We start from the raw sequence: 21172 nt of genomic DNA on the forward strand, positions 1-21172 counted from the left end.
GGGTGCGGTGTCGGCGCGGCGCCCGAGGGGCGGAGGGCAGGGCAGCAGATCCTTTGTCAATTGGCGCCGGGCGCCCGAATGTTCTACAGACCGAACACTCTAGCGTCAGGCGATTACATAACCATCACACTTTCACGCCTGTTTCGTACGTGTGAACTGGACCACCGGGTGACGGTCGACGCATACGGGTCCACGGCGAGCCGAGGGGCGGGCCCACGAGCAGGACCCGCCCCTCGGATGTCCGGACAGCTGTCCGGCCGGCTGTTCGATCAGGGGACGAAAGAGATCTCCGGGTACTTGCTGCTGGACCCGTCGAGCAGGGTGCTGTGCTGCTTGCGCAGCTCCTGGTCGAAGAAGGCCGCCAGATAGACGCGCTGGACCGCGATCGCGCGGTCCGGGTCGATCGTGCCGTACTGCTGCTGGATCTGCGCCTGAGAGAGCCCGAGCAGGCGCGCCTCCTGGGGGATCATCCACTCGTTGTCGCTGAAGGACAGGTGGGCCGCGCCCTTGAGCTTGATGTCGACCTTGTAGCCCTTCAGGTGCGACCACAGCGTGCGCCACGAGGAGTCGTTGCTGCGGTTGTGGCTGCCGGAGCTGAAGAGCATGAAGGGGCGCTTCAGGTCCTTGCTCGGAGCCGTGCCGAAGAACTGGCCGTCCAGGTTGGCACCGGCGGCGATACGGCTGTCGAGCTGCATGGCGGTGTCGACCGCCGCGCCGCCCAGCGACCAGCCGAACATCCCGATCTTCGACATGTCGACCGACTTCGTCAGCCCGACGGGCAGGGTGGCCTTGCCGGCGTCCGGGTTGCCGCCCTTGCTGAGCGTGGAGAGCTGGTTGATGACGAACTTGATGTCGGCCGCGCGCACCTTGAGCGTGTCGGACGAGTGGGCGCCCGCCGGCATCTTGTTGACCTCGAGCCGGTTGCCGGGGAACTGCACCTCGTTGGCGTCGTGGGTGTGGTCGACGGTGACGACGAGGTAGCCGCGGCTGGCGAGATCCTGGACGAGCGCGGTGCCCATCGCGCGGTCCGAGTGCAGCCCGGTCGAGTACAGCAGGACGGGCAGCTTGCCGAGCTTGGTGTTCACCGGGGCGAGAACATGGCCCGCCGTGGTCGGCAGGGTCACCAGCTGCGGCGACAGCCCGCGCGTGGCGAGGAAGTGGGCGCCGGAGATCGACGGCATCCACGGCGCCTGGTAGTGCCCGGACGTCGAGGTGGCCGGATACCAGAGCGACACCATCAGCTCACGGGACTTGCTGCCGGACACGTAGGGGTCCGTACGGGACTTGTCGACGAGGTGCAGGCCGACCATGCCCACGCTGTACTTCCCGCTGGGTGCGGGCATGTTGAGCTGCAGAGCGGACGCCTTGCGGCCGGCCGAGAGGGTCTGAGGGTGTACGGCGGCCTTCTGGTGGCCCAGCGGCTTCTCGTCGTTCTCGGGCGCCCAGGGCGTGCTCGTGGCGGACGAGGACGCGGTGGGCGCAGGCGTGGCGGACGACGTCCCGGTGGCCATCGCCGAGGTCAGCCCCACACCCAGTGCAACGGCCAGCGCACCCGCAGAGCCGACCGCTACGGCGATCATTCTGCGACGGTGGCGCAGGCGGCGGTGATTCATGAAACCCCCTCGTGGGTCAGCGATCACAGAACGGGCGATCGACTGCCGCACACCGTACCGCGACAGCCGCCTGCCGACCCACGCGCCCCGGACGACCCCGTGGTGACCTCACGTACCGGATGCCGAGCGCTGTCGCGGTCCGCTGATCCGGCGCTCCACGGCACCGGCCGCGCCCCTGCGGTGCGGCCGGGCACACCCGTCAAGTCGAGGCGCCCGGCGGCAGGTTGACTCGGTTGCCGGCGTCGGCGGACACACCGGGAACGGTGGTCTGACGACCTGCCGGTTCGCGGGCCCGCACCGCGCGGCGCGCACGGCCCCGGGCCCGCAATGAGAGCCTGGGGGGCGACGGCACGACCACGTTCCCGCCGGGCGGGAGAACGGAGCAGGGGACGGATGAGCGGGCAACGGCAGCCGACGTTCGTGAAGGTGTGCGGGCTCACCCAGGAGCAGCAGATCGACTGGGCCGTCGAGCTGGGATACGACGCCGTCGGGATCGTCGTGACCCCCAGGAGCAAGCGGTACTGCCCGCCCGAACGGGCCGTGGCGCTCGCCGACCACGCCCGGGGACGGATCACCGTCTTCGCCGTGGCCCTGACCCACGCCGAGACGGCGGCCGTCGCCGAGCACGTCGACATCATCCAGATCTACGAGCCGGCCGACATCCCGAACCTCGCCCTCGCCTCCGGCACCCCGCCCGAGAAGCCGGAGGCCCTGCGGTACTTCTTCTACGACGCCAGCGCGGGCAGCGGCGTGTTCGAGGACATCCCCGGCTGGGTCGGTCAGGTGCCGGGGAAGGTGGTGATCGCCGGCGGCCTCGACGAGCACAACGTGGCTGCTGTCATCGAGGAGTTCGGGCCCTACGGCGTGGACGTCTCCAGCAGTGTCGAGACCGCGCCGGGGGTCAAGAGCCGCGAGAGGATGGCCGCCTTCGTCGCCGCCGCCCGCACCCCCGGGCGGCACGGCCGCTAGCGGCCGGCCTCGCGCAACTCCCTGACGATGCGGGCCGTCACCGGTACGGGTACGCCGTGCCGGTCCGCCGCGCGCAGCAACGCGCCCCCGATCGCGTCGAGTTCGAGGGGACGGCCGGCCTCCGCGTCGCGTTGCATCGAGGACCTGGTTGCGGGTGGGAAGGCGTCGTACCGGGCCAGGGCCTGGGCCGGGTCGACGGGGGCGCCGCAGGCGCGGCTGACCGCCGCCGTCTCCGCCACGAGGGAGGCCAGTTCCTCGCGGTGCCGGGTGCGGGCCTCGCCGAGGGGGAGGGCGTAGCGGGTGGTGAGGAGGGCGAGCGGGGCGAGGAACGCCATCTTCGCCCAGAGCGCCGTGGTTTCGTCGTCCAGGACGCGGGTGGCCGGGCCCGCGGCGGTGAGGGTTTCGGCCAGGGCCGTCAGGCGGGGGTGGGGGACCTTGGCGCCGGTCAGGTCGATCTCCGCGAAGGGGCTGGTGTGTTCGACCCGGCCGGGGGCCGTGCGGGTCGACTCGACGCGGATCACGGACGGTGCCACGCGGTCGGGGGCGTAGCGGGCGCGCAGCAGCGCGGGGTGTTCCACGCCGTTCAGGAACGGTACGAGGAGGGCGTCGCCGAGGGCCGCGGGCGGGACCCGGGTGAGGGCCGCGTCCAGCGCGGTGGCCTTGACGGTCACCAGGCAGGCATCGACCGGTTCGCGCAGAGCCGTGTCGGCCTCGACGGGGGCCGTGAAGTCGCCGAACAGGGGGCTGCGGACCTGGATGCCGGTGGTACGGAGCGTGTGTGCCGTCTCCTCGCCCGCGAGGCAGAGGACGCGGTGGCCGGAGCGGGAGAGCAGGGCGGCGAGGAGGCCGCCGACGCCGCCGGGGCCGAGGACGGCGACGGTGAGGTGGCGGCCGGGGGTGTCCGGGCTGTTCGGCATGGAGTTGTCCTCTCTTCGGTCGGCCCCGGGAGTGGTGGCCGCCTCGGGAAGATCTTCGCAGGAAGGAGGGTGTCTGCGGGAGACTGGGGACATGTGCCGGAGTATCAAGACCCTGCGTCCGCCTCAGCTGGCCGAGGAGGCCACGGAGGAGGAGATCCGTGCTGCCGCGTTGCAGTACGTGCGGAAGGTGTCCGGGTTCCGGGCGCCGGCCGCGCACAACCGGGAGGTGTTCGAGCGGGCGGTGGATGCGGTTGCGGAGGCCACCGCGGCGTTGTTGGGGGGACTGGAGGTGCGAGGGCAGACCGCTGCGCCAGGGGCCGTGGGTGGGGGCTGAGGTGGGGGGTGGGGACGCTCACCGGCGCTGGCCGGGTGCCGCCCGCGCCCACCCGTGCCGCCTGGGGGCACCTCCCACGCCCTTAAGGCGCTGGGGGAGGCACGACTGCCCGCGGCTGAGTAACTGCGACGCTGCCAGCGGTTGTATGAGCTGACACGGCTGTCTGCGGCTGGATGAGGTGACGGGTCAGGCAGGGCGTCTTCGCATCAGGTAGCCCGCGCCCGCTCCTGCGGCGAACAGTGCTGCGACCGATACCGCCGTCGCCATCCAGGTCGCGCCCAGCCACTGGGCGCCCAGCCAGCCGAGGGTGACGCTGTAGATCGCCCAGGTCAGGCCTGCCAGGGCGGACCAGGGGAGGAAGTCGCGGACGCTGCGGTGGGTCGCGCCCGCGCCGAGGGAGACGATCGAGCGGCCGGCCGGGGCGAAACGGGCCAGTACCACCAGCGCGCCGCCGCCTCGGGAGAGCGCCTCGCCGAGACGTTCCTGCGCGCTGCTCAGCCGCCGGGAGCGGGCGATCGCGCGGTCCAGGCGGGCGCCGCCGCGCCGGGCCAGCCGGTAGGCGACCAGGTCGCCGAGGACCGACGCGGTGGCCGCGCAGAGGGTCAGCGCCAGGAAGTCGGGCAGGACGTGCGGCGGAACCTGTCCGGCCGATGCTCCGGTGCCCGCCGCCGCAGCCGTGGCCGCGGTGATGACCAGCACCCCGCTAGGCAGGACCGGCAGGAACACGTCGAGCAGCACGGAGAGGGCCACCATGGCGTATATCCATGGCCCGGCCTCCAGCGACCCCATGCTTTCCCACACGACGGTTCCCCCGTGATTGTCCTGTTGCGCCCCCCGACGACAGCCATACAGCGTACGCGTGGGGTGTGACAGGAGTGTCACGGGGGGCTCGTATGTTCGGCAAAGGGTTATCGGTCAAGGGTCATGCGGCTTCATCCGGCTTCATACCGTGACCGGCGTGTTCCGTTCGGCCGCCGTCGGTGGCTGCGGGGCCGGCTGTAGGGCCGTTTCCGCTTCGGCCGCCGCCGTCCGCAGGACCGCCCGCGCGATCGCGTCCGCGTCCGACAGGGTCACCGAGTCCACGCCCGGCCGGGCCCCCGCCGCGGTCACCCAGTGCACCCCCTCCGTGGGCACCCCGAAGGCGAACCGGCGTGGGTGCGGGCGGCCGTGACGGCCGATGAGACGGTACGGGCGCGGTGTCACGTCGACGCCGCCGGTCTCGTGGCCGTCCACCACGTGCGGCCGGCACGCGCCCTCGCGGACCAGGCCGGCCAGTAGTTCGTCGGCGGTGCGGCGCAGGTCCGGCTCCGGGAGGCGGGCCTCTATGAGGGCGGTCACCCGGACCTCCGAGCCGGGGACCTCGGGCGAGCGGGCCACCCAGGCGCCGTCCCCGCGGTCCACCTCCAGTCCGGGGCCGAGCACCTCCACCACGCCCGCCGCCAGCAGCGCGGCGAGTTCCTCGATCCGGCGGCGGGGCGGGCCGATGGACAGGAACGCGTTGAGCGGGGTGTACCAGCCGTCCAGGTGGGCCCGCCGGGAGGCACCGGCCAGGCCCCCGTGGTCGACGATCAGCCGTATCTCGTTGCGCAGGTCGCGCAGCACGTCCAGGGCGGCCTTGTGCGGGCCGTGCACATTGCCGAGGGCCGCCTGTGCCGCGTCCGCGCGCAGGTACTCCAGGAGCCAGGCCCGCCACTGCGCGGGATCGGTGAACTCCCGCTCCCCGTAAGGATGCTGGAGGCGCCGCCAGGACCAGCGGTCCGGCTCCGGTACGCCGTGGGCGTCGAGTACGGCCGTCTCCGCGGGCCGGCCGTCGGCCGCGAGGAAGCGCCCGGTGAACCCCGGATCGCCGGTCAGGGCCGCGTAGTAGACCGTCTCCACCTCCTTCGCGACCAGTGGCCAGATCTCCGCCAGGAAGTCGGGCGCCGCGCCGGAGTCCGCGCGTGCACGGAAGCCCGCGATCGCTTCGGGGGTGAGCAGGAGCGGGGTGTGGCGGCCGTACGGTCCCTTCGCGTTGTCGCCGCGGGCCTGGTACGGGACACCGCGCCGGGAGCCGGCGTACAGGCGGGGCTCGCGGCCGGACGGGGTGTAGCGCAGGGCGGTGCCGTCGGGTGTGCGGGTGAAACGGCCGCCCCGGCCGGTGGTCAGCAGGGCCAGGTGGTCGAAGAAGTTGAGGCCCAGGCCGCGCAGCAGTACCGGTTCGCCGGGCGCCAGCGGGGTGAGGTCGACGTCGGCCGGGTTGGCGGGCGGGATGTGCCGGAGGCCGTGCCGGGCGGCGTGCGCGCGGTGGCGACGGTCCACGGGGGCCGCCGCGACCGGGAGGTGGCCCTGGGCCAGCACCACCGCCGCCAGGCCCGGCAGGGTGCGGCCGTCGTCGAGAGTGAGCGTCTGACGACGGCCGCCGGGGTCGTCGTCGAGCCGTACGGCACGGGCGCGGTGGGTCTCGACGCGGACCGCCGCCGGTGCCCGGGAGACCGTCCGCGCGAACACCCACTCCAGGTAGCGGCCGTAGTGGGCGCGGGTCGGGTAGTCGTCGGGGTCCAGCTCACCGCCGGCCCACGCGTGCAGGCTGGGGCCGGGCCGGACGGGGCCCGCGCAGTCCACGCTGTCGTCGGTGAACAGGGTGACCTGGCTCGCCACGGTGTTCATCAGCAGCTCCGCCGACTGCGTCGTACGCCAGACCCGGCCGGGGCCCGGTGCGGCCGGGTCGATCACATGGACCGTGAGGCGCCGTCCCGGAGGCAGCAGTTCGGGGGCGGAGGCGCAGAGGCGTTCCAGGACGCTGGTGCCGCGCGGACCGGCGCCGACCAGGGCGACGGAGACCGGCACGGAGTCGTGGACGGACTCCTGGACGGATTCCTGGACGGCCTCGTGGGGGGAGGAGGACAAGGACGTGACTCCCGGGCGGGTGGGGGCGCAGGGCAGTGACGCCGTCCGCACGGGATCGGAAGCGGACGGTCCGCCTCATCATGCCGTCGCGGTTAACAGTTGCCAACGCGCGCCCCACGCGGCCCAGTTGTTCCCGGGTTGTCCTTCATGGGGTGGTGAGGACGGACTCCTCCACGGTTTCCAGGGTCCCGTCCCGCCGGGCCCGCTCCAGTCTGAGCCGGGCCGAACGGCCGTGCAGTGTCAGCGTCATGAGCTGGTTGCCGAACCACGGGCCGCCCTTCTTCCGCCAGGTCACGGGCGGGTGCGCACAGCGCCCGTGCCGGGCGAACCGGCGTCCGAGGAACCGGGCGAGGGCGCTCCAGCCGAACCGGAAGCCGATCCGCATCGTCGGCGGCACGGAGTTGTGGACGGGGGAGCAGGTGAGTTGCAGCACACGGGAGTCGGGTGCGGCTCCGGCGGGCCACGCGGCCTCGGCGACGTAGGCGTGGTGGACGTCTCCGGACAGGACGCAGACGGAGGCGGGCGCCCCGGAGCCGGAGCCGGTCCGGGCGAACAGGCCGGCCAGGTCGGCGAAGGACGCGGGGAAGGCCGCCCAGTGCTCCAGGTCGGCCGCGCGGCGCAGCCGTTCCCCGAACTCCGCCCAGCGGGGGCCGCGTTCGCCCCGGCACAGCGCCGCGTCCCAGGCCTCGACGTCGTGTATCAGGTGCGGCAGCAGCCAGGGCAGCGAGCTGCCGACCAGGAGGTGGTCGTACGACTCCCGGTCGTCCAGGGCCTGTTCGCGCAGCCACTCGGCCTCGCCGGGGTCGAGCATGGCGCGATTCTGTTCGTCCAGCACCCGGGCCGCCCGGGTGTCCACCATCAGCAGCCGCACCCGCCCGAGGTCACGCCGGTAACTCCAGCGCACCGAGGCGGGATCGGCGTCGGCCCCGGCGGCGAAGGCGCGCAGTTCGTCGGTGCCGTCGGGGGCCGAGCACACGGCCGCGTACACCGGGTCGGCGGCCAGTTCGGCCGGTGAGAGGTTGCCCAGGTGCTGATGGACCCAGTACGACATCAGCCCGCTGAGCAGCCGCTCCTGCCACCAGGGCGTGGCGCGCAGGTCGGCCAGCCAGGCCGCGGAGGTGTTCCAGTCGTCGATCACGTCGTGGTCGTCGAAGATCATGAAACTGGGCACGGTGGACAGCAGCCAGCGCACCTCCGGGTCCAGCCAGGACTCGTAGTAGAGGCGGGTGTACTCCTCGTAGTCCGCGACCTCGGCGCCGGGCGGGTCCGCGAGGTCGCGGCGGGCGGCCAGCCAGCGCCGGGTGGCCGCGGAGGTCTCGTCGGCGTACACCTGGTCGCCCAGCAGCAGCAGTACGTCGGGGCGCCGGCCACCGGCGGCGAGGCGCGCGGCCAGGCTGTCCAGGGCGTCGGGGCCGACCGGGTCGCGGCCGGCGGCCGGGGGAGCGGCCCAGCGGCAGGAGCCGAAGACGACGTCGAGACCGTCACCGGCGGCCCGGGTGCGGATCACCGAGGGCGGGAACCGGGAGCCGGGCAACGGCCACACGCGGGTGCCGTCCAGGAGGACGTCGTACGACGGTGACGTCCCCGGAGTCAGCCCGGTGACCGGGATCAGGGCGTAGTGGTGGCCGGCCACCTGGAAGGTGTGCGCGGTGCCGCCGGCGCCGTCCGCGCAGCGCACCTCGGCGGTGCACGGACGGCTCGCCTCGACCCAGACGGTCGCCGACGAGCCGTCGGTGTACCTCAGCAGCGGTCCCAGGCGCAGTCCGGCCACGATCGCCCCGCCCTCTTCCTCGGTCGGTTCGCCTCTGTCGCCCCGTACGGTACGGAACGACAGAGGTCGGCGGGGAGGCTCCGACGCGGGAAAGAGAGCCGGGGAGGGTTCAGCAGGCGGAGAGGTAGCTGGTGAGCGCGCTCTTCTCGGCGGAGTCCACCGAGAGGTTGTAGTAGTACTTCACCTGGACCCAGGCGCGGACGTAGGTGCAGCGGTACGAGGTGAGGGACGGCATCCAGGTGGCCGGGTCCTGGTCGCCCTTGGACTGGTTCACGTTGTCCGTGACGGCGAGGAGCTGCGGGCGGGTGACGTCGTTGGCGAAGGCCTCGCGCTGGGCGGTGGTCCAGTTGCGGGCACCGGAGTCCCAGGCCTCGGCCAGCGGCACGAGGTGGTCGATGTCGACGTCGGAGGCGGCGGTCCAGGTGGCACCGTCGTAGGGGGAGTACCAGCTGCCGCTGGTGGCGGTGCAGGCGGAGTTGGTGACGACGTTCGTACCGTCGCGCTTGAGGATCCACTCACGGGTGTTGCAGGTGCCGCTGATGGTGTCCCAGGTCGGGAACAGGTCGCGCTCGTAGCCGGTCCTGACCTCGGTCGCCACGGTGAGGGAGGCGAGGTAGGTGCGGGCGGTGGACGCGCTGACCGGGGTGGGCAGGGCGGCGGAGGCGCTCGGGGAGTTGAACAGTGCGGCGGAGGCTATGAGTCCGGTGAAAGACGCGAGTATGCTGAGCCGTCGACGCGCGTAGAACTTCGGCATGCGAACTCCCTTGTGGGGTGGGGGTGTTGGAGCGCGAGCGAGGGAATGCTCGCGCGGCCGTGTTGCCGATGGGTGAGTGTTCGGTAAGAAACTAGTGACGTGTGCATGACACGACAAGATGTGCGACGTGACTCACAGGCGGGAGCTCCGCCCTTGGGATCGATGGCGGAGTCACGTACTCTTGACGGCGTTGAAGGGGAGTAGCTCTTCGCCGGACCGTCGACATACTGCTCAGCCCGTCTGAGCCGGCGCCCGGAGGCGGATCCCGGCCATCTCGGCCGGAGGCCGCCAGCGAGACCTTCGGCAAGCAGTGCATACCCGTGCCGTACGGCACGGGTGACCGTGTGCGCTGCCGTGCCGAGGTGTTCGACTGCGAAGTGCGGTGCTCTCGGCGGGGTGGCCCCGACCGATTGAGGACCCTTGATCAGCATCACCGTGACGGCGCTCGTCTTCGGCGTCATCTTCCTCGCCGAACTGCCCGACAAGACCGCGCTCGCCGGCCTCGTCCTGGGTACGCGCTACCGGGCGTCGTACGTCTTCGCCGGTGTCGCCGCGGCCTTCCTGCTGCATGTCGTGCTCGCCGTCGCGGCCGGCAGTGTCCTGACCCTGCTCCCGCAGCAGATCGTGCACGCGCTGACCGGTGTGCTCTTCCTCGGCGGCGCGGCCGTGCTGCTGCTGAAGAAGGGCGAGGAGGAAGAGGAGATCCGCAAGCCGGCCGACCAGTCCTTCTGGAAGGTCGCCGGCACCGGGTTCATGCTCATCCTGGTCGCCGAGTTCGGGGACCTCACGCAGATCATGACGGCGAACCTCGCGGCGCGCTACGACGACCCGCTCTCCGTCGGCCTCGGCGCGGTGCTCGGCCTGTGGGCGGTGGCCGGGCTCGGCATCGTCGGCGGCAAGGCGCTGATGAAGAAGGTGCCGCTGCGGCTGATCACGCAGATCGCGGCGGTGCTGATGCTGGCGCTGGGCGTGTGGAGCCTGTGGGAGGCGGTCGCGGGCTGAGCGGCCCGGGGCTCTCCGCGGCTCCCCGAGGTTCACCCGGTCGAGCTGAAGAGTCGGTGAACGGTCGGCGACGACGGTGGCGGGATCGGCGTTCTGTTTTGTACCGTGGGGGAACAAAGTGGCTCCCGCCCGTTTTCCCTGACCGGCGGGCGGGGCCGCCTTGTTCTTCCAGGCCTGCTTTCGGCCTGTGTTCGGCCTGTGCACTAGGAGCTACCCGATGACGGCCACCGTCCTCACCGCCCGCGCCCTCCTGCTCGACATGGACGGCACCCTCGTCAACTCCGACGCCGTCGTGGAACGCGTCTGGCGGCGCTGGTCCGAGCGGCACGGGCTGGACGGCGACGAGGTCATGAAGGTCGTCCACGGGCGCCAGGGGCATGCGTCCATGGCGGTGCTGCTGCCGGACCGGCCGGTGAAGCAGAACCTCGCGGACAACGCGCGGATGCTCGCGGAGGAGACGGCCGACACGGACGGCGTGGTGGAGGTACCGGGCGCCGCGGCCTTCCTCGCCTCCCTCCAGGGGCTGCCGCACGCTCTGGTGACCTCGGCGGACGTGGCGCTGTCGACGGCACGGATGGCCGCCGCCGGGCTGCCGCTGCCGGCGGTGCGGGTGACCGCGGAGTCGGTGGGCGCCAGCAAGCCGGACCCCGAGGGCTTTCTGAAGGGGGCGGCGGAGCTGGGGATCGCCCCGGCCGACTGCGTGGTGTTCGAGGACTCCGGCGCGGGGATCGCGGCGGGGCGGGCGGCGGGGATGCGGGTCGTGGGTGTCGGGGCGCGGGCGGGCGTGCACGGGCCGGATGCGGTGGTGCGGGATCTGACGGGGGTGCGGGTGGAGGCGACCGGGGACGGATCGGTCCGGGTGACCGTGAGCGGGGGCTGAGGTGGGGGGCGGGAACGCTCACCGGCGCTGGCCGGGTGCCGCTGCGCCCACCCGTGCCGCCCTGCGGCACCCCTGCCCGCAGCTGGGCGGCTGAAGAGGAGCGGCCGGACAGCGCCCCGGCCCCGCCCGGGCGGGGGCGGGGCGCCGCCGCCCCCCCCGGCCCCCCCCCGCCGCACCCCGCCGCGCCGGGGGGCGGCAGCAGCGCCGCCCCCCCCCCCCCCCCCGGCCCGCCCCCTACGGCTCCGTCGTCTCCGACTCCAGTGCCGTGCGCGTGGCCGTTCCGTAGACCCCCGACTCGTCGGTGAGGATCCCCCGCGACAGCTGGTACGTCCGTACCGCGTCCTCGGTCTTGCGGTCGTAGTGGCCGTCGGCCTTCCCCGTGTAGAGGTCGAGCTGGGCCAGCCGCTGCTGGAGTTCCGTCACCTCCGCCCCGGTGTCACCGAGGCGCAGGACCGGCGGCGAGGTGGGCTGGACGGAGGCCGCCGCGCCGGTCGTCGAGGCCGACTCGGCCGGCGAGGCCGAGCGGGAGGGGGACGGGGACGGGCTGGCGCTGGACGGCGCCGGGGACGCGGAGTGCGACACGCTCGGGCTCGCGGAGCCGGACGGTGTGGCCGGCGCCGAGGATCCCGGCGAGGTCACCGGCGCCGCGGCCGACGGCGACGCCGTGCTCGGGGTCACGTCCGGGACGCTCTCCCGTACGTCCTTCGGTGCCGCCTCGTCCCGCGTCGGCGTCGCATGGGCGAACAGCCCGCTCGCGAACCCCGCCACGGCGAGGATCCCGATCACCGCCCCGGCGATCGACAGGAGCAGCGCCCAGCGGGGACCCCGGCGAGGCGCTTCCGCGGCATCCGGCGCTTCCAGGGCTTCCGGGGCCGGGCCGGGGACGTCGGCGGGCACCGCCCGCAGCGGCACGGTCGCCCCGGCGGCGACCGGCACGGCCGTCACCGGCAGCACCTCGGTCTCCCCGCCGTCGGCGTAGCCGTCGGCGTCGGCGTCGGCGTCGCGCTCGATGGCGACGTACGGCCGTATCCGCAGCGGGTCGAAGTCCTCGGCCGCCGCCTGTTCGGCCGTACGCGCGTCGCGCAGCGCGTCGGAGGCCCGCTGGTTGCAGTCGCAGGAGGGGGAGCCGTCCGGCCCCTTCGGCGTCCCGCACTGCGGGCACTGGTGGCCCTCGCTCCCGGTCGTCTCCGTCACAGCGGCCCTCCCTCCCCTCAAGAACTCCACAGATTATGCAGAGCTCCCACACGTACGTTCGCCGGCACCCCTCGCCTCAGAGGCACCCAAAAGGACTCGACGGGCCATACCGGGCGACACCCTCCACGATGGAAGATGGTCGAAAGCCCCGGGAGGTCGCCATGGCCCTGCAAGCGACGCAGACTCCGGCGAAGGACGCGGAGCGCGTACCCGGCAATGTGCTGGTCCCGATCGGGGCACTGCTGCTCGGACTGCTGCTGGCCGCGCTGGACCAGACGATCGTGTCGACGGCCCTGCCGACCATCGTCAGCGACCTCGGCGGGCTCGAACACCTGTCGTGGGTGGTCACCGCCTACCTGCTGGCCTCCACCGCCGCCACCCCGCTGTGGGGCAAGCTCGGCGACCAGTACGGGCGCAAGCGGCTCTTCCAGCTCGCGATCGTGATCTTCCTCATCGGGTCGGCGCTGTGCGGGATGGCGCAGAACATGGGCGAGCTGATCGGCTTCCGCGCGTTGCAGGGGCTGGGCGGCGGGGGGCTCATCGTGCTGTCGATGGCGATCGTGGGGGACCTCGTGCCGCCGCGTGAACGGGGGCGCTACCAAGGGCTGTTCGGTGCCGTCTTCGGTGCCACCAGCGTGCTCGGGCCGCTGCTCGGCGGGGTGCTCACCGAGCAGCTGAGCTGGCGCTGGGTGTTCTACGTCAACCTGCCCGTCGGCATCGTCGCGCTCGCCGTGATCGCCGCCGCACTGCACATCCCGCGCCGCAGCGCCCACCATGTCATCGACTACCTCGGCACCTTCCTGATCGCCGCCGTCGCCACCTGCCTGGTGCTGGTGGCCTCGCTGGGCGGGACGACCTGGCGCTGGGGCTCGCCGCAGATCATCGGGCTCGCGGTGCTCGGGGTCGTCCTCGCCGTGGCCTTCGTGGCCGTCGAACGGCGGGCCGCCGAACCCGTGCTCCCGCTGAAGCTCTTCGGCATCCGCACCTTCACCCTCGCCGCGCTGATCAGCTTCATCGTCGGGTTCGCGATGTTCGGCGCGATGACCTACCTGCCGACCTTCCTCCAGGTCGTGCACGGCATCTCGCCGACCCTGTCGGGCGTGCACATGCTGCCGATGGTGATCGGCCTGCTGCTGTCGTCGACCCTCTCCGGGCAGATCGTCAGCCGCACCGGGCGCTGGAAGGTGTTCCCGGTCGCCGGCACCGGCGTGACCACCATCGGGCTGCTGCTGCTCCACCGGCTCGACGAGCACAGCTCCACCGCCCAGATGAGCGGCTACTTCTTCGTCTTCGGCCTGGGCCTCGGCCTGGTCATGCAGGTGCTGGTGCTGATCGTGCAGAACTCCGTGTCGTACGAGGACCTCGGCGTCGCCACCTCCGGCGCAACCTTCTTCCGCTCCATCGGGGCCTCCTTCGGTGTCGCCATCTTCGGTTCGGTCTTCGCGAGCCGGCTCGCCGACAAGCTCGCCGACGCCTTCCGGGGCGTCCGGCTCCCGCCCGGCGCCACCCCGGGCTCCCTCAAGGCCGACCCGCGGGGCATCGCCGCGCTGCCGCCCGCGCTGCGTCCGGCGGCCCTGCACGCGTACGCGTCCTCGATCACCGACGTCTTCCTGTACGCCGCTCCGGTCGCCCTCCTCGGCTTCGTCCTCGCCTGGTTCCTGAAGGAGGACCGGCTGCGCGGCTCGGTCACCGCGCCGGACGTGTCCGAGACCATCCCGCCCAACCCGGTCCAGCGGTCGTCGTACGACGAGTGCTCCCGGGCGCTGTCCCTGCTCGGCACCCGGGAGGGGCGCCGGCCGGTCTACCGGAAGATCAACGCCCGGGCGGGGTACGACGACCTGCTGCCCGCCTCCGGCTGGCTGCTGCTGCGGATCCGGAAGTACGGCTCGGTGGAGCCGGGCCGGCTCGCCGAGCGCGGCCCGGTCCCGATGAACGTCGTCCTGGAGGGCGCCCGCCAGCTGGAGGAGCGGCACCTCGCCGACCGCCTGGGCCTCGACCTGACCCTCACCGGCGAGGGCCGCGAGGTCGCCGAACGGCTCGCCGGGGCCCGCGAGGAGTCCCTCGCCGAACTCCTCGGCGACTGGTGGACCCCGGACCGGCCGACCGCCCTGGACCGCCTGGTGCGGGAGCTGACCGACGAACTCTGCGGCACCGAACGCGAACAGCCGCAGCACCCGGCGACCCGGCGGATCAACTGACGAGTTCCTTGCGGAACCAGTGCCCGGCGTAGACGTCGTCGTTGTGCGGCTCGGTCTCGGTGTAGCCGAGCCGTGCGTACAGGGCGCGGGCCTCGACCAGGTCGGTGCGGGTGTCCAGGACGATCCGTGCGGCCCCGAGGGCCCGGGCCGCGTCCTCGGCCGCCGTGACGAGCAGCGCGGCGCCGCCCCTGCCGCGCAGCCCCGCGCGCACGAAGACCCGGGTGAGTTCGGCGGTGGCCGGGTCCAGGATCCGTACGCCCGCGCTGCCGGCCGGCTCGCCGTCGTACCGCGCGATCAGCAACCGTCCGGTGGGCGGGGCCAGTTCGGAGCCCGGCCGGGCGGCGATCTCCCGCTCCAGCTCGGCCGGGTCGGTGCGGCGGCCCTCGTGGAGCAGGTACCAGCGGTCGCTGACCTCCGTGTAGTACGCCCGCCACAGGGCGCGGGCGGTGTCGGAGTCCGGGAGGTCCGGGGCGATCGTCCAGGAGGTCATGGGCCGTAGTCTCCGCCGGGCCGGGGTGGCCCGCGCAACCGGATATCGGCGGCCCGGGGCCGGCTCCGTCCCGCCGGGCTGTTTGGGGCCCGCCGCGCGGGTCACCCGGAGGAGGAGACGGCCCGTCGGGCCGAGACACCGGAAGGCAACCATGTCCACAGGCTTGATCATCGCAATCGTGATCGTGGCCGCCGTGGTCGTAGTCGCGGCCGTACTGGCCGTGCGCTCCAAGGGCAGCAGCCCGCACGGTCTGAAGCGGCGCTTCGGGCCGGAGTACGAGCGGACGGTGGCCCAGCACGGCGGCGACACCAAGGCGGCCGAGCAGGAACTCACCGAGCGCGTCCAGCGCCACGGCGGACTGCACGAGCGCGACCTGGACCCGGCGGAACGCGAACGCTACGCGGCCCGCTGGACCACCGCACAGGAACACTTCGTCGACTCGCCGCGGCAGTCCGTGACCGAGATCGACCGGCTGCTCGCCGAACTGGCCGCCGACCGCGGCTTCCCGGCCGGTGCCGAGTACGAGGACCAGGTGGCCGCGCTCTCCGTGCACCACGCCGACCACGTCGACGGCTACCGCCGTGTGCACCGCGCCGCCGAGGCGCCCGCGGACGGGTCGCCGCAGAGCCAGGCCGGCACCGAGGAGATGCGGGCGGCCGTGATCGAGGCCCGCTTCCTCTTCGACGACCTGGTCACCACCTCGTCCCGCGAGTCCGGCCGCCACCGCGCCGGTGTCGGTGCCGACACCGGCGGCCACCTGCCCTGGTCGACCAACCAGAGCCGTCCGAAGGAGAGTTGACCGACATGACCGACGCCAGGACCGGATCCGGCCGCCGTCCCACCGACGGTGACGCGTATCCCGCCGGCACAGCGATGCCGGGCCGCGAGGAGAAGACGACCGACTGGGGCGACGCCCCGGCGGGCGATGTCACCCCGGGACAGGAGGAAACCGAGGAGCGCATGGACGACCGGGGCGCCCGGGAGGCGCCCGGGCAGGCGGTCCTGGTGGCCGGCGAGGGCGCCGGCCACGAGAAGGACGCGGGCCGCGGTGAGCGGCTGGACGCCGGCCGCGGCGAGCGGCTGATGCCGAACGAGGAGTGCGGGCAGCTGGAGCGGCGCTTGGAGCACGCGGTCACCGGGTTCGTCGACGAGCCGCGCACGGCCGTCGAGGAGGCCGACCGGGCCGTCGAGGAGATCAGCGCCCGCTTCACCGACGCCGTCGACCGGCGCCGCCGTACCCTGCGCGGCAGCTGGCAGTCCGCCGACGCGGACCGCCCCGGCACCGCGGACACCGAGCAGCTCCGGCTGGCCCTGCGCGACTACCGCGAACTGGCCGACCGGCTGCTGCACATGTGAGTCACCCCGGCACGTCCGGTTCCGGTTCAGTCCCGGCCGCCGTCCGGCGCTCCCGCCACTCGCGTACGACCTCTTCGACGTCGTACGGCTTCTTGCCCAGCGGGGGCCCGGGCGGCGGCTTGAACATCATCTCGCGGATCCTGACGTTGACTTCCTCGATGATCCTGCGGACGATCCGCTCCGAAGGCGCCGCGTAGGCGGCCGCCAGCGCGTCCTCGGCCTCCTTGCGCAGGGCGAGCGACGGCGGCAGCATCGCCAGACCCTCCCGGGCCATCTTCCTTTTGATCCACCACATTTCGTCGTACGACGTGTCCAGCCCGGCGGGCAACGGCTCGCCCAGGCCCGGCAGTTGATCGAACTCGCCGCGCCGCTGCGCGTCCCCGATCTGCTTGTCGACCCAGGACTCGAACGGTACCCCGGGTGGCTTTCGCTCGGTCATGACTCCATTGTGCCGGACGCGGCCCGGCCGGGCGTTTTATCATGCGCCGGAGATCCAACAAGGATTCAGGAAACCGCGCAGGGGGAACGCACGTGCTCGAACTCACCATGGCCTCCGTGTCCGGAGAAGCGGGCGAGACGGCCGGAATGCTCATGGCCGACGCGCCCAGCGAACCGGGCGCCGTGCTGCGGGTGGGCCGCGACGCCTCCGCCTGCCGGCTCACCACTCCCGACGACTGGCTGTTCGTCTCCCGGGTGCACCTGGAGTTCCTGTGCGGGCCCGAGGGCGGCTGGCAGGTCAGCTGGCTGCGCGGCTCCCAGGACGAGCCGTCCTCCGAGGTGCTGCTGAAGGTCGGGGAGTACGCCCAGGGCATCGCGTACGGCGGTACCGTCGCGCTGCCCCGGGGCGGCTCCGGCGAGATCGTCATCCGGGACCGCACCGCCCCGCGCAGCGTCAACGTGGGCTTCTATCACGAGGGTTGAGAAGGGCTTTCCCGGCCGGCCGGGTCAGTCGAGCACCCGCGCCAGCGCGAAGCCGTCGTAGCCCTTGCTGCCGACCGTCTGGATCGCCGTGCCGGTCAGCCTCGGGTGGGCACCGATCAGTTCGATCGCGGCGCGGGTGCCGACCACGTCCGGCTCGCGGCTCCCGCCGTCGACGACCCGGCCGCCGCGCACCACGTTGTCGACGACGATCAGGCTGCCGGTGCGGGTGAGCCGGAGCGCCCACTCCACGTAGTGCGGGTTGTTGGCCTTGTCGGCGTCGATGAAGACCAGGTCGAAGGGGGCCGGGTTCTCGTCGGCGAGCTTGGGCAGCGACTCCAGGGCGGGGCCCACCCGCACCTCGACGATCTTCTCCAGGCCCGCGCGGGCGATGTTGCGGACCGCGACCTCGGCGTGCCGGGCGCTGTACTCCAGCGAGATCAGCCTGCCGTCGGCGGGCAGCGCGCGGGCCAGCCAGATGGTGCTGTAGCCGCCCAGGGTGCCGATCTCCAGGATGTTCCGGGCGTCCTGGATCTGCGCGAGGAGCTGGAGCAGTTTGCCCTGGCTGGCGGTGACGCTGACGTGCGGGAGCTCGTTCGCCTCGCTTTCCCGCAGGGTCGCCTGGAGCGCCTCGTCGTCCGGTGACAGGTGGCTGGTGAAGTAGAAGTCGACGTCGTCCCAGAGCTGAGAGCCGCTCATGCGTCCGCTGCCTTTCGCCTATTCAGATGGCTGTCCGCTGACAGCTACCTGGATAGCACTACTGAGGCGGCCGCCACGCCGGTGATCCACCGCCCCGGTGCCGGACGGAACTCAGCCGATCGGCGCAGGGGGCGTCGGCGGTCCCGCGGGCGGGGGCGGCGGCTGCGTCGGCGGGGGCGGCGGGGGTGGCAGGACCGGGTGCCGGGAACGCCGTACGGCCGTCAGGGAGGCGACCGTGACGAGCAGCAGCAGCCCGGTGCCGACCGTCAGCAGCCACGCCGGGACCCCGGCCACCTCGCGCAGCCGGTCCGTGTAGACGACCTGCTGGAACGGGGTGTCCGCGGACGCCTGCCGCAGCAGGTGGTCGGCGGAGATCCGGGACGGGTACGGGAACTCCTGGCCGATCGCCGTCAGGTACGGGGTGCCGGCGGCGAGCTCGGCCAGCTCGCCGGTCGGGTGGCTGAGACGGCCGGCGTAGACGACCCGCGGGGGGTCGCCGCCGATCGCCGAGCGGGGCTCCATGCGGTGCGCGGCGAGGACGTACAGGCCGAGCGACTGCGGGGTGGCGGCGAGCCGCGACAGCCGCATCGGGTAGACCGGGCGTTCGCTGGCGAAGGCGAGGCGGAGCGGGTCGAGGGCGCCGTGCAGCGCGGTGTCCGTGGTGTCGGGGGCGAGTCTGACCGCGACGTACTCCCAGTGGTCCGTGACGTAGGGCTGGAGCGCGGTGTTCAGGCGGGCCGGGAAGGGGAAGCCGTTGCTGCGCAGCCAGCCGTCCAGGGCGCCGGAGTCGGTGGCGGTCAGCTGGGCCACGTCGAACGGGCCGAGCCGCTGGCGGGCGACGACGCCGACGCCGGGGGCGGTGACGCCGGCGCGGGGTGGGCCGGTGCCGGTGGCGTTGCCGCTGGTGAGCGGCCAGTCGCCGTCCTCGGGCCAGAAGTGGAGGCGGGTGCGGTGCACCGGGGCGGTGAGGGTGTGCAGCTGGTCGAAGAGGGCCGGGTCGGTGAGGGTGACGGTGGCGCGGTGCGGGACCGGCATGATCCAGGCGGCGCGGTCGGCGTCGCCGTCCACCGTCATGCGCATCACGATCTGTTCGCGGGTGCCGTCCCAGCGCAGGACGGATTCCTCGCGGCCGACGGTGACCTGCCGGCCGGCGTCGGGGACGAGGGCGCCGCAGGCGCAGGCGAAGGCGGGGGCGGCGAGCCAGGCGAGCTGGATGCCGAGGAGTGTGAGCAGGACCGCGAGAACGCGTGCGCGCCCGACCATGAACCGATGCCCTCCGCCTGTGTGTGGATCACCGACTACAGACGGTATAGCGGAGGGCATGGTTCCTGGGCCTGTTCCGGACAGCCACCGTCTGTCTACCGACGGTACGCACGGGGGGTGCGGATCGTTCGAACGGTGCAGGTGGGTGGGGGCCGGGGAGGGGGGCTGACCGTTGTCGGTCGGCCGCGGGTGCGTGGGGGCTTGTCGCGCCCGCGCGGCGGAGCCGCATATCGATACAGCCCCGCGCCCCTTGCGGGGCGCTTCTACTGGGGCGCTTCCACCGAAGGCGCCGAGCCCGGAAGGGGTTTGCCCGCCGTCTCCGCCATGCGCCAGACCGCGAAGCCGCCGATCACTGCTGCGGCCATCATGTAGTAGGCGGGCATCATGAGGTTCCCCGTCGCTCCGATCAGGGCCGTCACCGCCAGGGGGGTGGTGCCGCCGAAGAGGGAGACCGAGATGTTGAAGCCGATCGACAGGGAGCCGTAGCGGACCCGGGTCGGGAAGAGGGCCGGGAGGGCGGCAGGCATCGCTGCCGTGAAGCAGACCAGGAGGAGGCCCAGGGCGCCCATGCCGAGGGCGACCGCGAGCAGGCTGCCCTGGCGGATCAGGAGCAGGGCGGGGACGGAGAGGGCCAGGAAGCCCGCGCAGCCCGCCGCGATCACCGGACGGCGGCCGACGCGGTCGGTCAGGGCCCCGGCGAACGGCTGGACGATCATCATCAGCGCCATCACGCCGAGGACGACCAGCAGGCCGTGCGTCTCGTCGTACTTCAGCTCACTGGTGAGATAGCTGGGCATGTACGACAGCAGCATGTAGTCCGTGACGTTGAAGACCAGGACCAGGGCCATGCACAGGAGCAGCGCCCGCCACTGGCCGGTGATCATCTCCCGGAGGGGGACCTTCGGGCGGGACTGCTCCGACTTCGCCACCTCCGCCGCGAACGCCGGGGTCTCCTCCAGGCGCATCCGCAGGTAGAGGCCGATGATGCCCATCGGGCCCGCGATCAGGAACGGGATCCGCCAGCCCCAGGACGTCAGGTCGTCCGAGGAGAGCAGCGCCGTCATCAGGGTCACCAGACCCGCGCCGCCGATGTAGCCCGCCAGCGTGCCGAACTCCAGCCAGCTGCCGAAGAAGCCGCGCTTCTTGTCCGGCGCGTACTCGGCGATGAACGTGGACGCGCCCGCGTACTCGCCGCCGGTCGAGAAGCCCTGCACCAGGCGGGCGGCGAGGAGGAGGAGCGGGGCGCCGACGCCGATCGTCGCGTAGGACGGGATCAGGCCGATTGCGAAGGTGCCCGCGGCCATCATGATCATGGTGACGGCGAGGACCTTCTGGCGGCCCACGCGGTCGCCGAGCGGGCCGAAGACCATGCCGCCGAGCGGGCGGACCAGGAAGGCCGCGGCGAAGGCGCCGAACGTGGACAGCAGCTGGGCGGTCGGGCTGCCGGACGGGAAGAAGACCTTGCCCAGGGTCACCGCGATGTAGCTGTAGACGCCGAAGTCGAACCACTCCATGGCGTTGCCGAGCGCGGCCGCCTTCACGGCGCGCTTCACCAGCGCGGGGTCGGTGACGGTGGGCGCGGGGGCCGGGGCGGTGGCCGTACGGGGGGACGGGGTGACGGCTGTGGCGGTCGCCAAAACGGGGCTCGCCTACCTTTCGTGGGGGACGGGGGTGCGGTCCCGTACGGCGGTGGACGGGCCGAAAAGCGACGATAGGAGCACTTGGGGGCGTTACGTCGCGTACGCACTTACCTGCACAGTGCAGCCAAACGTGCTGTGTACAGGGACGTCTGCCCGCTCCCGCCCCGGTATGCGGGCCGCGCACTGTGATCCTTGTCGCGCTCCGTGGACGCAACCACACCGCCCGCGCACTGTCGTCTTCGTCGTCTTCCGGACAAAAGATCGGCGGATGTCAGGTGAAGAGGGGGT

20 protein-coding genes are annotated in these 21172 nt (G+C 72.7%); 8 read left to right on the plus strand and 12 right to left on the minus strand.

Going from position 1 to position 21172, the window contains the following annotated elements; genetic code table 11:
• Positions 1-269 precede the first annotated feature (269 nt).
• Positions 270-1580 carry an alpha/beta hydrolase family protein gene (locus ACWGKQ_RS36715; protein ID WP_453296371.1) on the minus strand — a complete coding sequence of 437 codons (1311 nt, stop codon included), beginning with the start codon at positions 1578-1580 and terminating at the stop codon, positions 270-272.
• A gap of 426 nt (positions 1581-2006) precedes the next feature.
• Here ACWGKQ_RS36715 and ACWGKQ_RS36720 point away from each other — a divergent pair, with 426 nt between their 5' ends.
• Positions 2007-2582, plus strand: coding sequence for a phosphoribosylanthranilate isomerase (locus tag ACWGKQ_RS36720; protein ID WP_453296372.1), 576 nt, complete (start codon positions 2007-2009; stop codon positions 2580-2582).
• Here the strand turns inward: ACWGKQ_RS36720 and ACWGKQ_RS36725 are convergent.
• A complete protein-coding gene (locus tag ACWGKQ_RS36725; RefSeq protein ID WP_453296373.1) occupies positions 2579-3499 on the minus strand; it encodes a ketopantoate reductase family protein in 921 nt (306 codons plus the stop codon). The genes ACWGKQ_RS36720 and ACWGKQ_RS36725 overlap by 4 nt on opposite strands.
• 91 nt (positions 3500-3590) lie before the next feature.
• Between ACWGKQ_RS36725 and ACWGKQ_RS36730 the strand changes: the two genes are divergently transcribed.
• Positions 3591-3833 carry a DUF2277 domain-containing protein gene (locus tag ACWGKQ_RS36730; protein WP_453296374.1) on the plus strand — a complete coding sequence of 81 codons (243 nt, stop codon included), beginning with the start codon at positions 3591-3593 and terminating at the stop codon, positions 3831-3833.
• Between the two features lie 186 nt (positions 3834-4019).
• On the opposite strand, the gene ACWGKQ_RS36735 is transcribed toward ACWGKQ_RS36730, so the two are convergent.
• The 4 genes from ACWGKQ_RS36735 to ACWGKQ_RS36750 form a co-directional block, all read right to left on the minus strand.
• The gene (locus ACWGKQ_RS36735; protein WP_453296375.1) at positions 4020-4634 is read right to left on the minus strand and encodes a DedA family protein; all 615 of its coding nucleotides are present in this window, start codon (positions 4632-4634) and stop codon (positions 4020-4022) included.
• 141 nt (positions 4635-4775) lie between these two features.
• A complete protein-coding gene (locus tag ACWGKQ_RS36740; protein ID WP_453296400.1) occupies positions 4776-6659 on the minus strand; it encodes an FAD/NAD(P)-binding protein in 1884 nt (627 codons plus the stop codon).
• Between the two features lie 205 nt (positions 6660-6864).
• Positions 6865-8490, minus strand: coding sequence for an alkaline phosphatase D family protein (locus tag ACWGKQ_RS36745; RefSeq protein WP_453296376.1), 1626 nt, complete (start codon positions 8488-8490; stop codon positions 6865-6867).
• A gap of 109 nt (positions 8491-8599) precedes the next feature.
• Positions 8600-9244, minus strand: coding sequence for an HNH endonuclease family protein (locus tag ACWGKQ_RS36750; RefSeq protein ID WP_453296377.1), 645 nt, complete (start codon positions 9242-9244; stop codon positions 8600-8602).
• A gap of 420 nt (positions 9245-9664) precedes the next feature.
• Between ACWGKQ_RS36750 and ACWGKQ_RS36755 the strand changes: the two genes are divergently transcribed.
• On the plus strand, positions 9665-10246 hold the full coding sequence (locus tag ACWGKQ_RS36755; protein ID WP_453296378.1) for a TMEM165/GDT1 family protein: 582 nt from the start codon (positions 9665-9667) through the stop codon (positions 10244-10246).
• Positions 10247-10463: 217 nt separating this feature from the next.
• Positions 10464-11126 carry an HAD-IA family hydrolase gene (locus ACWGKQ_RS36760; protein WP_453296379.1) on the plus strand — a complete coding sequence of 221 codons (663 nt, stop codon included), beginning with the start codon at positions 10464-10466 and terminating at the stop codon, positions 11124-11126.
• Positions 11127-11360: 234 nt separating this feature from the next.
• On the opposite strand, the gene ACWGKQ_RS36765 is transcribed toward ACWGKQ_RS36760, so the two are convergent.
• Positions 11361-12320, minus strand: coding sequence for a peptidoglycan-binding protein (locus tag ACWGKQ_RS36765; RefSeq protein ID WP_453296380.1), 960 nt, complete (start codon positions 12318-12320; stop codon positions 11361-11363).
• Positions 12321-12481: 161 nt separating this feature from the next.
• Between ACWGKQ_RS36765 and ACWGKQ_RS36770 the strand changes: the two genes are divergently transcribed.
• Positions 12482-14518, plus strand: coding sequence for a DHA2 family efflux MFS transporter permease subunit (locus ACWGKQ_RS36770; RefSeq protein WP_453296381.1), 2037 nt, complete (start codon positions 12482-12484; stop codon positions 14516-14518).
• Here ACWGKQ_RS36770 and ACWGKQ_RS36775 read toward each other — a convergent pair.
• Entirely contained in the window at positions 14511-15008 is a 498-nt protein-coding gene (locus ACWGKQ_RS36775) for a GNAT family N-acetyltransferase (protein ID WP_453296382.1), read from the minus strand. The genes ACWGKQ_RS36770 and ACWGKQ_RS36775 overlap by 8 nt on opposite strands.
• 151 nt (positions 15009-15159) lie before the next feature.
• Between ACWGKQ_RS36775 and ACWGKQ_RS36780 the strand changes: the two genes are divergently transcribed.
• Complete coding sequence (locus ACWGKQ_RS36780) at positions 15160-15807, plus strand: hypothetical protein (RefSeq protein WP_453296383.1); 648 nt, start codon at positions 15160-15162, stop codon at positions 15805-15807.
• 5 nt (positions 15808-15812) lie between these two features.
• Positions 15813-16364 (plus strand): hypothetical protein, encoded by a 552-nt coding sequence (locus ACWGKQ_RS36785; protein WP_453296384.1) that lies wholly within the window; start codon positions 15813-15815, stop codon positions 16362-16364.
• A gap of 1 nt (position 16365) precedes the next feature.
• On the opposite strand, the gene ACWGKQ_RS36790 is transcribed toward ACWGKQ_RS36785, so the two are convergent.
• Complete coding sequence (locus ACWGKQ_RS36790) at positions 16366-16803, minus strand: DnaJ family domain-containing protein (protein ID WP_453296385.1); 438 nt, start codon at positions 16801-16803, stop codon at positions 16366-16368.
• Positions 16804-16895: 92 nt separating this feature from the next.
• Here ACWGKQ_RS36790 and ACWGKQ_RS36795 point away from each other — a divergent pair, with 92 nt between their 5' ends.
• Positions 16896-17285, plus strand: a complete 390-nt coding sequence (locus tag ACWGKQ_RS36795; protein ID WP_453296386.1) for a hypothetical protein — start codon at positions 16896-16898, stop codon at positions 17283-17285.
• 24 nt (positions 17286-17309) lie between these two features.
• On the opposite strand, the gene ACWGKQ_RS36800 is transcribed toward ACWGKQ_RS36795, so the two are convergent.
• The 3 genes from ACWGKQ_RS36800 to proP all read right to left on the minus strand — a co-directional run bounded on the left by ACWGKQ_RS36800 (position 17310) and on the right by proP (position 20881).
• Positions 17310-17981, minus strand: coding sequence for an O-methyltransferase (locus ACWGKQ_RS36800; protein WP_453296387.1), 672 nt, complete (start codon positions 17979-17981; stop codon positions 17310-17312).
• Between the two features lie 111 nt (positions 17982-18092).
• The gene (locus ACWGKQ_RS36805) at positions 18093-19244 is read right to left on the minus strand and encodes a DUF2330 domain-containing protein (protein WP_453296388.1); all 1152 of its coding nucleotides are present in this window, start codon (positions 19242-19244) and stop codon (positions 18093-18095) included.
• 263 nt (positions 19245-19507) lie between these two features.
• Positions 19508-20881, minus strand: coding sequence for a glycine betaine/L-proline transporter ProP (gene proP, locus ACWGKQ_RS36810; RefSeq protein WP_453296389.1), 1374 nt, complete (start codon positions 20879-20881; stop codon positions 19508-19510).
• Positions 20882-21172: the final 291 nt, after the last annotated feature.

This window comes from Streptomyces sp. NPDC054770 (genome assembly GCF_053611985.1).